The 12,994-nt window shown below is 63.6% G+C and carries 11 protein-coding genes and 2 pseudogenes; 9 read left to right on the forward strand and 4 right to left on the reverse strand.

The window, feature by feature from the left end; translation table 11 throughout:
- Positions 1 to 71: 71 nt before the first annotated feature.
- The 5 genes and pseudogenes from A3A5_RS0131395 to A3A5_RS39605 all read left to right on the forward strand — a co-directional run.
- Positions 72 to 728, forward strand: coding sequence for a 2-hydroxychromene-2-carboxylate isomerase (locus A3A5_RS0131395; RefSeq protein ID WP_018314407.1), 657 nt, complete (start codon positions 72 to 74; stop codon positions 726 to 728).
- Positions 725 to 1,411 carry an HAD family phosphatase gene (locus A3A5_RS0131400; RefSeq protein WP_018314408.1) on the forward strand — a complete coding sequence of 229 codons (687 nt, stop codon included), beginning with the start codon at positions 725 to 727 and terminating at the stop codon, positions 1,409 to 1,411. Before A3A5_RS0131395 ends, A3A5_RS0131400 begins: the two co-directional genes overlap by 4 nt.
- A complete protein-coding gene (locus A3A5_RS0131405; protein WP_018314409.1) occupies positions 1,408 to 1,848 on the forward strand; it encodes a YchJ family protein in 441 nt (146 codons plus the stop codon). Before A3A5_RS0131400 ends, A3A5_RS0131405 begins: the two co-directional genes overlap by 4 nt.
- On the forward strand, positions 1,845 to 2,522 hold the full coding sequence (locus A3A5_RS0131410; protein WP_018314410.1) for a glutathione S-transferase family protein: 678 nt from the start codon (positions 1,845 to 1,847) through the stop codon (positions 2,520 to 2,522). Before A3A5_RS0131405 ends, A3A5_RS0131410 begins: the two co-directional genes overlap by 4 nt.
- Before the next feature lie 53 nt (positions 2,523 to 2,575).
- A pseudogene (locus tag A3A5_RS39605) lies at positions 2,576 to 3,538 on the forward strand (carboxyl transferase domain-containing protein); the annotation flags it as partial.
- Position 3,539: 1 nt separating this feature from the next.
- On the opposite strand, the pseudogene A3A5_RS42335 reads toward A3A5_RS39605, so the two are convergent.
- Positions 3,540 to 3,722: pseudogene (locus A3A5_RS42335) on the reverse strand (IS5/IS1182 family transposase); the annotation flags it as partial.
- Between the two features lie 537 nt (positions 3,723 to 4,259).
- Here A3A5_RS42335 and A3A5_RS39610 point away from each other — a divergent pair.
- The 4 genes from A3A5_RS39610 to A3A5_RS0131435 all read left to right on the forward strand — a co-directional run bounded on the left by A3A5_RS39610 (position 4,260) and on the right by A3A5_RS0131435 (position 9,443).
- The gene (locus tag A3A5_RS39610) at positions 4,260 to 6,293 is read left to right on the forward strand and encodes a sigma-54-dependent Fis family transcriptional regulator (RefSeq protein ID WP_198293184.1); all 2,034 of its coding nucleotides are present in this window, start codon (positions 4,260 to 4,262) and stop codon (positions 6,291 to 6,293) included.
- A gap of 342 nt (positions 6,294 to 6,635) precedes the next feature.
- Complete coding sequence (locus A3A5_RS0131425) at positions 6,636 to 7,709, forward strand: 2,3-butanediol dehydrogenase (RefSeq protein ID WP_018314413.1); 1,074 nt, start codon at positions 6,636 to 6,638, stop codon at positions 7,707 to 7,709.
- A 146-nt stretch (positions 7,710 to 7,855) separates the two neighbouring features.
- On the forward strand, positions 7,856 to 9,004 hold the full coding sequence (locus A3A5_RS0131430; RefSeq protein WP_026201324.1) for a hypothetical protein: 1,149 nt from the start codon (positions 7,856 to 7,858) through the stop codon (positions 9,002 to 9,004).
- 139 nt (positions 9,005 to 9,143) lie between these two features.
- The gene (locus A3A5_RS0131435) at positions 9,144 to 9,443 is read left to right on the forward strand and encodes a hypothetical protein (RefSeq protein WP_018314415.1); all 300 of its coding nucleotides are present in this window, start codon (positions 9,144 to 9,146) and stop codon (positions 9,441 to 9,443) included.
- Between the two features lie 420 nt (positions 9,444 to 9,863).
- Here the strand turns inward: A3A5_RS0131435 and A3A5_RS0131445 are convergent, their stop codons facing one another.
- The 3 genes from A3A5_RS0131445 to A3A5_RS0131455 form a co-directional block, all read right to left on the reverse strand.
- Entirely contained in the window at positions 9,864 to 10,841 is a 978-nt protein-coding gene (locus tag A3A5_RS0131445; protein ID WP_018314417.1) for a tripartite tricarboxylate transporter substrate binding protein, read from the reverse strand.
- Positions 10,842 to 11,012: 171 nt separating this feature from the next.
- The gene (locus A3A5_RS0131450) at positions 11,013 to 12,185 is read right to left on the reverse strand and encodes a mandelate racemase/muconate lactonizing enzyme family protein (protein WP_018314418.1); all 1,173 of its coding nucleotides are present in this window, start codon (positions 12,183 to 12,185) and stop codon (positions 11,013 to 11,015) included.
- Positions 12,186 to 12,251: 66 nt separating this feature from the next.
- A complete protein-coding gene (locus A3A5_RS0131455) occupies positions 12,252 to 12,950 on the reverse strand; it encodes an SDR family NAD(P)-dependent oxidoreductase (RefSeq protein ID WP_051108594.1) in 699 nt (232 codons plus the stop codon).
- Positions 12,951 to 12,994 lie beyond the last annotated feature (44 nt).

The raw sequence follows: 12,994 nt of genomic DNA on the forward strand, positions 1-12,994 counted from the left end.
TGGGGTGCGTGCCGCGAAGGCGGCGCTTCCCTGATTCCAGTACCGGCAACCACAGCAAGAAGGGCCCCGACATGACCGCAGCGATCGACTTCTACTTTGATTTCTCTTCGCCTTACGGCTACTTTGCCAGCACCCGCATCGACGACCTGGCGCAGAAGTACGGGCGCATTGTCGCCTGGCATCCGATCCTGCTAGGCGTGGTGTTCAAGACCACGGGCGCCTCGCCGCTGCCGCAGTTGCCGCTCAAGGGCGATTATTCGTGGCGCGACTTCGAGCGCACCGCGCGCTTCCACGGCATCGAATACAAGCGCCCCACGCATTTCCCGCTGCCCACCACGCACGCCGCGCGCGCCATGCTGTGGCTGCAGAACCATCACGGCGACGACATCGCCACGGCCTTTGCCAAGTCCGTGTACCGCGCGCTGTTCGTCGACGACATCAATATCGCCGAGCCGGCCGAGATCATGAAGCTGGCCGAGCCGCTGGGCGTGGACGTGCAGGCGCTGGACGCCGGCGCCACCAGCTACCAGATCAAGGACCAGCTCAAGGCGGAGATCGACGTGGCGATGGCCAAGGGCGTGTTCGGCTCGCCCTTTGTCATCATCGACGGCGAGCCGTTCTGGGGCTTCGACCGCTTCGACCAGGTCGAGGCCCACCTGAAGAGCCGCCGCCAGACTGAACTCAGGGCCGTGCCGAGCCTGGACACCAAGGAAAAGAAACCCGCATGACTGCAGCAACCCGTGGCCATTCCGGCCGATTCGATTGCGTGATCTTCGACTGCGACGGCGTGCTCGTCGACAGCGAGCCCGTCGTCAACCGCGTGCTCAACCAGATGCTCAACGAGCTTGGCATCGAGATCTCGCTGGAAGACTCCACGCGCCTGTTCCTGGGGCGCGCGGTGCGCGAGGAGCTGGACATGATCGCGCGCATGCGCGGCGCGCCGCTGCCCGAGAACTGGCTGTCGACCTGGCTGGCCCGCCGCAACGCGGTGCTGGAAGCCGAAGTCGTCGCGGTGGCGCATGTGCGCGAGGCCATTGGCAAGATCGCCGCCACCGGCATGCCGGTGTGCGTGGCCTCGGGTGCGGACCGCGTCAAGGTCAAGCTGCAACTGACCAGGACCGGCCTGGTTGAGCTGTTCCGGCAGGATGCGCGCGAGCACATCTTCTCCGCCACCGAGGTGGCGCGCAGCAAGCCCGCGCCCGATGTGTACCTGCTGGCCGCGCGCACCATGGGCGTGGAGCCGGCGCGCTGCGCCGTGGTGGAAGACAGCCCGACCGGCGTGACCGCGGGCGTGGCCGCCGGCATGACAGTGTTCGGCTATGCCGAGCGCAACGATGCCGCGCTGCTGCGCGAGGCCGGCGCGGGTACCATCTTCACCGATATGCGCGACCTGCCGGAGCTGGTGGGATGACAGGGCGGACCACGGCAGGCCGCCTGCCCAAGGCCGGACCGGTGCCGTGCCCGTGCGGCGGCGCGGACTATGCCGCCTGCTGCGGCCGCTTCCATCGTGGCGAGGCACTGCCGCCCAATGCCGAGGCGCTGATGCGCTCGCGCTACAGCGCCTATGTGCTGAACGACATGGAATGGCTGCGGCAGACCTGGCATCCATCGACCTGCCCGGCCGACCTGTTGCCGGATACCGCCACACGCTGGCTGGGGCTTACGGTGAAGGCGCATGCGCAGCAGGACGACACCCATGCCGAAGTGGAATTCGTGGCGCGCTACAAGGTAGGCGGGCGCGCCTGGCGGCTGCATGAGCGCAGCCGCTTTGTCCGCGAAGCGCGCGCGCCCGGCGAAGCGCCGCGCTGGCTTTATGTGGATGGGGACATCATCGGGGAGGCACCATGAGCATCGACAAGCGGAACGAGCCTGAGTACCTGCTGTATTGCTTTGCCCAGTCCGGCAATGCCTACAAGGTGGCGCTGCTGCTGGAAACCGTCGGCGTGCAGCGCGGCCAGCAGCTGTGGCAGCCGCGCTTCGTCGACTTCTTCAATGGCGAGACCCGCACGCCGGAATACCGCGCCATCAACGTGATGGGCGAGGTGCCGGTGCTGGAGTTCGGCGGCCAGCGCCTGTCGCAGTCCGGTGCCATCCTGGAAACGCTGGCCACGCGCCTCGATGCCTACGGCCCGCGCGATGAGGCCGAGCGTGCCGAGGTGCTGCGCTGGCTGCTGTTCGACAACCACAAGTTCACCTCCTACACCGCCACCTACCGCTTCATGCGCAACTTTGCCAGGTCGCCGGATCCGGCCGTGCTGGAGTTCTTCCGTGCGCGCTGCGAAGGCGCGTGGAACGTGCTCAACGCGCACCTGGCCGGGCAAGCGTTCCTGCTGGGCGAGCGCGCCACCATCGCGGACTTCTCGCTGGCGGGCTACGTCTTCTTCGACGACGAGATCGGCGTGCACTGGCGCAAGGAGTATCCGCATATCCACGCGTGGGCCGAGCGCATCCGTGCGCTGCCGGGCTGGAAGCATCCCTACGACCTGATGCCAGGGCACCCGCTGCCTGGGCACGCAGGCTGAGCCCGGCCGCTGGCAGGACGGCAAAGACCAACATCAAGCAGGAAGAGACACAGATGCCCACCCTGGAAACCAAACTCAACGCCCGCTCTGAATCCTTCAAGGCCAACGCCGAGTCGATGCAGGCCCTGGTGGCCGATCTCAAGGCCAGGATCGCGAAGCTGGCCGAAGGCGGCGGCGAAGACGCGCGCAACAAGCACCTGTCGCGCGGCAAGCTGCTGCCGCGCGAGCGCGTGCAGCAGCTGCTGGATCCGGGCACGCCGTTCCTGGAGCTGTCGCAGCTGGCCGCGTACGACATGTACGACCATGCCGCGCCGGGCGCGGGCATCATCACCGGCATCGGCCGCGTGGCCGGGCAGGAATGCGTGATTGTCTGCAATGACGCCACCGTCAAGGGCGGCACGTACTACCCGATGACGGTCAAGAAGCATGTGCGCGCGCAGGAGATTGCCGAGGAGAACAACCTGCCTTGCATCTACCTGGTGGATTCCGGCGGCGCCAACCTGCCCAACCAGGACGACGTGTTTCCCGACCGCGACCACTTCGGCCGCATCTTCTACAACCAGGCCAATCTGTCCAAGCGCGGCATCCCGCAGATCGCGGTGGTGATGGGCTCGTGCACCGCCGGCGGCGCCTACGTGCCGGCGATGAGCGATGAATCCATCATCGTCAAGAACCAGGGCACCATCTTCCTGGGCGGCCCGCCGCTGGTGAAGGCGGCCACCGGCGAGGAAGTCAGCGCCGAAGACCTGGGCGGCGCCGACGTGCATACGCGCCTGTCGGGCGTGGCAGACTACTTTGCGCAGAATGACCACCACGCGCTGAGCCTGGCGCGCAATATCGTGCAGCACCTGAACCGCCGCAAGCCGGACCAGATCCGCCTGCATGAGCCGGTCGAGCCGCTATACCCGGTGGAAGAACTGTACGGCGTGATCCCCACCGACACGCGCAAGCCCTACGACGTGCGCGAGGTGATCGCGCGCCTGGTCGACGGGTCCGAGTTCGACGAGTTCAAGGCGNTAGCACCTCAGGGTGATGCGCCGCCATGCCGCGACCCGCGTACGCCCCGCTCAGCTCCGACAGGTCCATCTGCTCGATGACTTCCACCACGAACCGCGCCAGATGACCTTCGGGCAACCAGTCCTCCACTGACGGCGGCAACAGATAGTCGGTCTGACGATCAACGGGCACGAAGCGACTCACCTATGGACTCTCTCAGAAACTTGTTAATTTATTAACGCCCAACCCGTCCCGCCGGACGACCGGGGATCCCGAAAATCCGACAGTCTCCTAGAAGCTGGCATTGCTGTTGTGAGCAGTGTGCTGGCGATTAATTGCATATTTGGCGATGCCGAAGGCGACTGAGCACGTGTTGTTGGCGAAGTGCTCTGATCTTCAAGGAAGTGTTCGGCATGGCAGCCGGGCGCCTGCGGGCGCGCGTGCCCGAGTGGGAAGCGCAGGTCCGCGGTGCTGGCCAGCGCCTTGACCCACGGGCTGCGGCATACTGCCGGCTCGCTTCTCCAAAAACTTCCCAAACTCAAGTCCGACAGCCTTCTGAATCGCATCTGACGCACCTACTGTGCTGCACTGCAGGGTGAGTGCCGGTTCGGAATATGCTAAAAAGGCGTGCCGCGCGGCGAGCACAAAGGAGCTCTCGTGCTTGGCACGGCCGGTTTGGACTGGCGGAAGCGGGCGCCGATGCCCCGGGCAACAGGAATTACCCATGTCGAGGAAGCGGAAATGACCCAGTCCTATGCGCTGCGACACGCACGACGCGTCTCATCCGTGGTCGGCAGGGCGTCATTCCATGAGGCTGCCGCGGAGGCTCGCCTGTTCCGCTCTTGGACGCGATCGCTCAATACCTTCCAACTGGACCCGGGAAATATGTCTGGCCCGCGCGTAATCAGCGCCGCGGAGCTGAAAGACAGGCGCAACAGCGCCGAGGCCCTGTTGCGCTTCTCGAACCCGGTGGTGGAGCGGTTGCACGGCGTCGTCGGCAAAGCGGGCTATTGCGTCTTGGTAGCCGACGCCGATGGCGCGCTGATCGATTTCCGCGGCCAGGAAGACCGCCGCAAGGAGTACCGGCAGCACGGGCTGTATCACGGCCGCTATTTCACGGAGGACTCAGAGGGAACCAGCGCGGTGGCCTGCGTCCTGGCCGACAAGGAACCCATTACCGTCCACACCGAGGATCACTTCAGGGCCGCGTTCACATGCCTCACCTGTACCGCCGCCCCCATTATTTCGCCTTCCGGCGAATTGACCGGCGTACTGGACGTATCGGCCGTGCGGAACAGCGAAAATCGCGACTCTCAGGAATTGATCTATGCCTGGGTATGCCAGGCGGCGGAAATGATCGAGAACGCCTGTCTGCTACACGATACCAGCCACCTGTGGACGCTGTACCTGCACCGCAGCCAGGACTACCTGAGCCTGCATCCCGAATTGCTGATCGCGTTCGACGATGCCGGCAACATCGTGTCTATGAACCGGCAAGCAAAAAGCACATTGAGCGCGCTATACGCCGCGATTCCGGCGAACGTTCAGCATCTGTTCGACCTGAAGGCCGAACAGGTTATCGACCTGAACAGCGGCCCGGATATGTTCCCGTTGCGTCTGTCCCCCGGCGGAGACAGCTTCTTTGCAAGACTGCGCCCGCCGCGCAACGCCGTGCGCGCAATGGCCGTGACACCGGAACAGCCAGCCGCCGCCCACGCCGCGCACGCCTCCCGTGCCATCGCCAGCGCACAACTGGTCGCCGGAGATGCGCAAGTCTCGTCGCATCTCGCCCGTGCGCTCCAGATCGTCGACCGGCGCATTCCCATGCTGCTCCAAGGCGAGACCGGAACAGGCAAGGAGGCGTTCGCGCTCGCCGTTCATCGCAGGTCGCTGCGTGCATCGCAGCCATTTGTCGCCGTGAACTGCGCGGCGATCCCCGATACGCTGATCGAAAGCGAACTGTTCGGTTACGCCGAAGGCGCATTCACCGGCGCGAAGCGCAAGGGGCTCAAGGGGAAGATACTCCAGGCGCATGGAAGCACCTTATTCCTCGACGAGATCGGCGACATGGCTTTGCCGCTGCAGACGCGGCTGCTTCGCGTTCTGGCGGAGAACGAGCTGGTACCGCTGGGTTCCGAGCAATCGGTGCGGGTCGACATCAATCTGATCTGCGCGACCCACAGGGATCTTGCACGCATGGTCTCCGACGGTATATTCCGCGAAGATCTCTACTATCGCCTGACTGGCGCCGTGATCCGGCTGCCTCCCCTACGCGATCGCTCCGACCTCGGCGAGCTCATCGATTTCTTTCTGGCGGACGAAGCCGACGCGCACGGGAGCCACCCCGCGCTGTCCAGCGAGGCACTGGCATGCATCCGCCGCTATCGCTGGCCCGGCAATGTACGGCAGTTGCGCATGGCGTTGCGGTACGCATGCGCGCTGGCCGCCTCCTCCGGCGTCATTGCCGTCGAACATCTTCCCGACTATCTGCGCTGCGCCGCCGAAGACGTCATGGCAACGCCGGAAGCGGCAAGTTCGTCAATCGGGGCACATCCATTCGACAGTACAGGCCTGCGCCCCAGCGAGCATCTCGAACGGGAGCGCATCGTGCAAATGCTCGCCTGCCATCATTGGCGCGTCAAGGAGACCGCCAAAGCGCTGGGCATGAGCCGCGCGACCATCTACCGCAAGATGGCCAGATACAACATTGTCTATCCGGGTTCGGCATCCCTGCCGGGATCCATTCCCTTGTCTCAGAGGGACGAGGCGAACTGAGGCACAGTGTCTCACTGGATCGAGTCAGGCCGTCTCACTCCCGTGGCGCCGTAGTTTGCCTCGCCATGGGCAGAATCGTGCTGTAGCGCAGCAATAATCCCGCGTAGCCCACGGTTCACCGCGCCTGCGCCTGGCACGCGCCATGTTGCACTGCAGCGTACGCATTACTCTCGCCATCCTCCCGCTTCCACCGTACTGACTGGCATGGTTCATGCGGATTTCGTCCCGCACGAAGGCCATGCCAGGCACGAACCGGCCACACCCGCATGGCCTCCGTCGATCCCCCACAATTACGATGGAGACACAACCGTGAGCAACGAGAGTTCGGCACATCAGCCCAGCATGAAGGCCGCCGTATGGCGGGGTCGCCAGGATATCCGCGTCGAAGAGGTACGCGTCCCGGACAAGCCCGCCGATGGATGGGTAAAGATTCGCGTGCACTGGTGCGGCATCTGCGGGTCGGACTTGCATGAATATGTCGCGGGGCCGGTTTTTATCCCGGTCGACCATCCCCACCCGCTCACCGGACTGAAGGGTCAATGCATTCTCGGTCACGAGTTCAGCGGCGAAATTGCGGAACTGGGTGCAGGCATTACCGGTTTCAAGGTCGGCGAACGCGTCACCGCAGACGCCTGCCAGCATTGCGGGAAATGCTATTACTGCACTCATGGCCTGTACAACATCTGCGAGAACCTCGCATTCACCGGCCTGATGAACAACGGCGCATTCGCGGAATACGTCAACGTGCCGGCGGAACTGCTCTACAAGTTGCCGGAGAACTTTCCAGCCGAGGCAGGTGCGTTGATCGAACCGCTGGCGGTGGGGCTTCATGCCGTGAAGAAAGCCGGCAACATCGTCGGCCAGACGGTGGTGGTGGTGGGTGCCGGCACCATCGGCCTATGCACGATCATGTGCGCGAGGGCGGCCGGCGCAGGGCGCATCATCGCGCTCGAAATGTCGTCGGCGCGCAAGAAGAAGGCGATCGAGGTCGGTGCCAACGTAGTCATTGATCCCAAGGAGTGCGACGCGATCGCCGAGGTCAAGGCCTTGACTGGCGGCTATGGCGCAGATGTGTCCTTCGAGTGCATCGGCAACAAGGCCACGGCGAAGCTTGCCATCGACGTGATCCGCAAAGCCGGGAAATGCGTGATGGTGGGCATCTTCGAAGAACCCAGCTCGTTCAATTTCTTCGAGATCGTAGCGACCGAGAAGGAAATCATCGGATCGCTCGCCTATAACGGCGAATTCGCCGACGTAATCCGCTTCATCGCCGATGGCCGCATCGACGTGCAGCCGCTCATCACAGGGCGAATCTCCCTCGCCGACATTGTGTCGCACGGCTTCGAAGAGTTGGTCAACAACAAGGACGGCAACGTCAAGATCATCGTACAGCCGGTTGCCAGCGTGACGGCTTGACGCCCATTCACTCCCACGCGCCGCGTTGACCGACGCGGACGCCCCTCCTCTCCCACCGGTATGCGAGCCTGCGCGATGCATCATCGCGCATAGGACATCGCGCGCGCCTCGCGTGCCGGGCTTGCATCGTACTGGACATCCCGGTCATGGAACCCCTCAGCCCCAACATCGAAGCTCAAGCAACACCAGCGCTCGCGCCTGCCGGACTCGCGCTGCGGCCAATAGCATTCTCCGTGGCCGTATTTCTGATCGTGCACGGCATCAGCCTTGGCATATGGCGCCTGTTCGCGGACCCCAGGCAGGCCGTCTGGCAGTATGCCCCCCAACCGTTTGGCATGCACCTGTTCTGGGGCATCCTGGTGCTCGTCTTCATCGGCTTCAACTTCGGCATGGCCGGATTCTCGGCATTGAAGCAGCCCATACGGGGCTGCGCCGCCACCGTCGTAACGCTGGCGCTGTCCTTCGCTGTGCCCGCCGTCCTCGTCTACGGCTACGGCGAACTGGATCCGGCATTCGGCGCCATCGGCAGCGCCGGCTATGACGCAGCCGGCCTAATCGTGCTGATTGGCTTCTATGGCTTCGGCATATTGGCGACGGGTATGGCCGGATGGCCATGGTCCGCTAGCGGCCTGAGCCCCGCGGCCAGCGGCCTTGCGCAAATCGCCGCCGGCGTTTGCCTCACCGGTCTGGGCTATTTCCTGTTGATCTATCCCAGCGTATCGACCGCCACCGCGCCGCATGCGACCCTGCTGCCGCTGCCGGTGGCGATCGGCTGGTTCTATTCCGTCATTGTGGTGTGGTTGACGACGTTCCTGATCTTCGACAACTGGCCGTGGAACCGGCTGCGCCGGAAATGCCATACGGCGCTCGCCGCGCTGGGCGGCAATATCCTTCTGGGCACGGCGCTATACGCCGCGCATCTGGCCTTGCTCAGATGGGCTCTCATCCCGCCCGACGCCATCGAGAAAATCGGGGCGATGTTCCCAAGCTGGCCAGCGCAACTGGGCGTATGGATTGCCTTCTGGCTGATCTTCTGGGCCAACGTCGCCGGCAACTGGCCCAACCGGTTCAATGCCGGCACAAACCGGGCGATACGCGCCGCGTCGTGCTGGGGCCTTGGGCTGATCTCTTTCTTCGCATACACGCGATGGTTTGCCGGGGCGGTGCTCCATGAAGCGGAGATCGTCCCCGGCTTTGGCGGCGATCCGCTTACCTGGGTCGACCTACTCAACTACATCATGCTGATCTACGCCGTCTATTTCGAGTTCTACGGCCTCTCGAAAAAGACGGACTGAAGTTCTCAGCGCCGGGCCTCGCCTCCGCGCACCGTATGCGCGGCGCCCCGCGCACCTCGCCCTGCCCCGCTGCTGCAGCCACTTGCAGCGACAGATGTCCCGCCCGATGCGACATCTGTCTCGCCGCCAGGCGCGACAGATGTCTGCCGCGAGCCCGCCGTCGGGCCTGACTTCTCCACGCGCATCCCGCCTGCGGCAAGGGCTGGCGGGTTGCTCCGCGCCTCGCACGACGCGTCGCGATGAGGCCAAGACCCTGCGTAGTACCGACCCGATCCGAATCCTCGGCGACGCGCTGCGCGCCGGCGGCCTGCTCGACGAAGTGGCCGAGGCCGATTTGCGTGCGGCGGTTACCGCTCGCATCGATGCTGCCTATGACTTCGGCCGCAACAGCCCCTACCCGGCAGCCAGCGAAGCGCTGCAGCACGTCTTCGCGCAGTAAGTCCCGCACCCGACCAAACAGGAGACCACTATGCAAACGGCACAAGACGCGGCCCAAGGCACGCGCACCCTTACCATGGCCCAGGCCATCGCCGAGGCCATCGGCCAGGAGATGGAGCGGGACTCGCGCGTATTCGTGATGGGCGAAGACATCGGCAAGTACGGCGGCGTCTTCAGGACAAGGATCAGGAACTCAAGCTGTGGCTCGATGAGGCCTATGGCCCTTGCTCGACGGCCCTCCCAGGGAACCTCCCGAGGTTTTGACGCGGCGGCGTCGTGTTTCAGGGATTCACCGGCTCAGACTTGCCAGCCGGCGGCAGCCTTGTTTGGCGAGCCTGTGTAGCCTCCGAGGAGGCGCGCGGAGTTTGGGAGTAACTGAGTTAGGCGCACCCGCAACACGCAGGCGGCAGCCAGAGAATTGCTATTCCGCGCGAATCTTCGCCTCCGCCACAATCTTGGCGGAGCGAACCATGTCCTCCTTCTGAAATCGCGCGAAGTCTTCCGGCGTGCCTGGCGACAGTAAGTAGCCTTGCTCGGCGAGGCGCGTGCGGAGATCCGACGCTAGCGCTTTATTGACCGCAGCGTTAAGCCGCTTTGTCACGTCGGCTGGCAAATTCGACGGACCCCATAAGCCGTACCAGGAGTAGAACTCGTAGCCTGGCACGGTTTCAGCGACCGTGGGCACATCAGGCATCGAAGGCAGCCGATCCCTCGATGTCACGGCAACTACGCGGACCATGCCACTCTTGTGATACGACATGACACCTAGCACCGGATCAATGAAGCCATCGATCGCGCCACCGATGAGATCCTGATAGGCGGGTGAAGAACCTTTATAGGGAACGACCAGATAATCGATCTTGCCCGCGCGCTTAAGCAGTTCCGTGGACAAGTGTCCCGCCGAGGCTTGCGATCCGATCGCGAAGGACATCTTCCCCGGATGCGCCTGCGCGTAGGAAATCAGCTCCTTAATGTTCCGGATCGGCAGTTTCTTATTGACCGATACGGCTAGCGGGCCTTTACCCACTAGCGCAATGGGCGTGAAGTCTTTTACCACGTCGTAGGGCGACGACTTCAACGTCATTGGCGTGGTAGTGAAAGTGGATGCGCTGAACAACAGCGTGTATCCGTCCGCAGCACTTTTGGCTACGGCATCGCCACCGATCACGCCTTGCCCGCCAGGACGGTTTTCGACGATGAAGCTTTGTCCAGTTTCCTCCGACAGCTTCTGGGCGAGCATGCGGCCCACGGTATCGGTCGGCCCGCCCGGCGGAAATGGAATGATGACTTTTACTGCCTTGGACGGGTAGCCTTGGGCTGAGGCGAGCACGCTGGTGCCAAGAAGCAGTGCGCCCGCGACGGCGCAAAGATAGGATTGGTACAGCCTTTTGAACAGCATGGTGTGTCTCCTCTGTTTCGACTGCGAATGCGCTACCGTTGGCGGCAGGCACGCAGCCATGCCACCACGCGGTAACGCAACAGGCGATAGGATGGCTGGGAAATGCGCAGCCTGTTCCTCGCCGTTGCGATAGATTTCGCTTCTCTTTGTGGTATAGGGGATGCGGCGACCTCAGGGTTGTGCCAGCGCCGCCATCTCGGCGAAGAGATCCGCCTTGCCCTCGAAGCCAATGCCAGGCAGTTCCGGCATAGTGATGTGGCCGTCGATCACCTTCACCCCATCCGGGAAGCCCCCATAGGGTTGGAAAAGATCGGGATAGCTCTCATTGCCACCGAGGCCCAGCCCAGCGGCGATGTTGAGAGACATCTGGTGTCCACCATGCGGGATACAGCGGCTCGGCGACCAGCCATGGGTCTTCAGAACTTCCAGGGTTCGCTCGTACTCGACCAGTCCGTAGGACAACGCGCAATCGAACTGGAGGTAGTCGCGATCGGGACGCATGCCGCCATACCGAATCAGGTTGCGAGCATCCTGATGGCTGAACAGATTCTCACCGGTGGCCATTGCTCCCGGGTAGTACTCGGCCAACGTAGCCTGCAGGTGATAGTCGAGGGGATCGCCGGCTTCCTCGTACCAGAACAGCGGGAAGTCGCGCAGCATCTTGGCGTAGGCAATGGCAGTATCGAGATCGAATCGTCCGTTCGCATCGACAGCAAGTTTCGCGTCAGAGCCGATTTCCTGAAGTACCGCTTCGATGCGCAGTCGGTCCTCTTCGACGCTTGCACCGCCAATCTTCATCTTGACCACGTTGTAGCCGCGCTTGAGGTAAGAGCGCATTTCCGAGCGGAGCGCATCCAGACCTTTGCCGGGGTAATAGTAGCCGCCGGCCGCGTACACAAACACGCGCGGGTTAGCTTGGACACCATGCCGGTCGGCCAGGAACTGGAAGAGTGGCTTGCCAGCAATCTTAGCCACGGCGTCCCACACAGCCATGTCGATCGTACCCACCGCGACTGAGCGCTCGCCGTGGCCGCCGGGCTTCTCGTTAGACATCGCTGCCGCCCACACGCGCGTGGGGTCGAGATTGGTGCCGCTATCGTCAAGCAGCGAATCGGGATCGGCTTCCAGAATGCGTGAGGCAAATCGTTCGCGGATCAGGCCACCCTGACCGTAGCGGCCGTTCGAGTTGAAGCCATAGCCGATGACGCGCTTCCCGTCACGAACGGCGTCAGTCACCACCGCGACAAGGCTGGTCGTCATTTTCGAGAAATCGATGTAGGCGTTGCGAATCGGTGACGAAATCGGCTTCGTCACCTCAACGATGTCAGTAATGCGTACGGACATTGCTATCTCCGGTATCTGTGTTGTGTTGGGTGCCTGCCGGCGTAGTGGTGCGGTTCAGGTACGGCACTAGAGTGAGCCACCACCGCAGATCACGATCTGCTGGCCGGTAATGGCCCCCGCGTCTGGCCCGAGCAGGAAGCTCACCAGCCCAGCGACTTCTTCCGGACTGATAAAGCGGCCAATCGGGGGCACGCGTGGGGGTGTTCCCTGGCGCCCAGGGTCGTTAAGCATCGGGGTCTCCGTGGCACCCGGTGCTACGACATTGACGGTGATCCCGCGCGGGGCCAGTTCCGCTGCCCACGAGCGGGCCATGCCGACCAAGGCCGCCTTGGTCGCTGCGTACTGGCTGCGTCCAGGGGCCCCGGCGGCTGTACGGCTGCCGATCAGCACGATGCGTGCGCCGCGCGGCAGCTTCGGCATCAACGCGTTGGCGAGCACAGCAGCCGCATCGACGTGGATGCGCCACATGCCCTCCCCGTCTTCGGGCTTGAGGGCGCCAAGCACGGCGGTTCGCATGAAGCCTGCTGCGTGGACGATGGCATCAATCCGCGGCAGCGCCGCCACGGTTGCGGCGAGCTTAGAAGCATCAGTCAGGTCGACCTCGATTGCCCGAAAGCCTTTGGTGCTGGGAGCGGGCGTGCGGTCCAGCCCGATGACTTGCCATCCGGCGTCCAGCAAGCGACGCGTGATGGCAGCGCCTATGCCGGAGCTGGATCCGGTAACGAGCACCACACCCGTGCCGGTATTTCGAGTGGATTGATTCATGACTGCCCCTTTGGGAACGAATGGCCCCTCTCTTGGCGCGGCAT

The organism is Cupriavidus sp. UYPR2.512 (genome assembly GCF_000379565.1).
In the GTDB taxonomy this organism is placed as follows: Bacteria; Pseudomonadota; Gammaproteobacteria; order Burkholderiales; family Burkholderiaceae; genus Cupriavidus.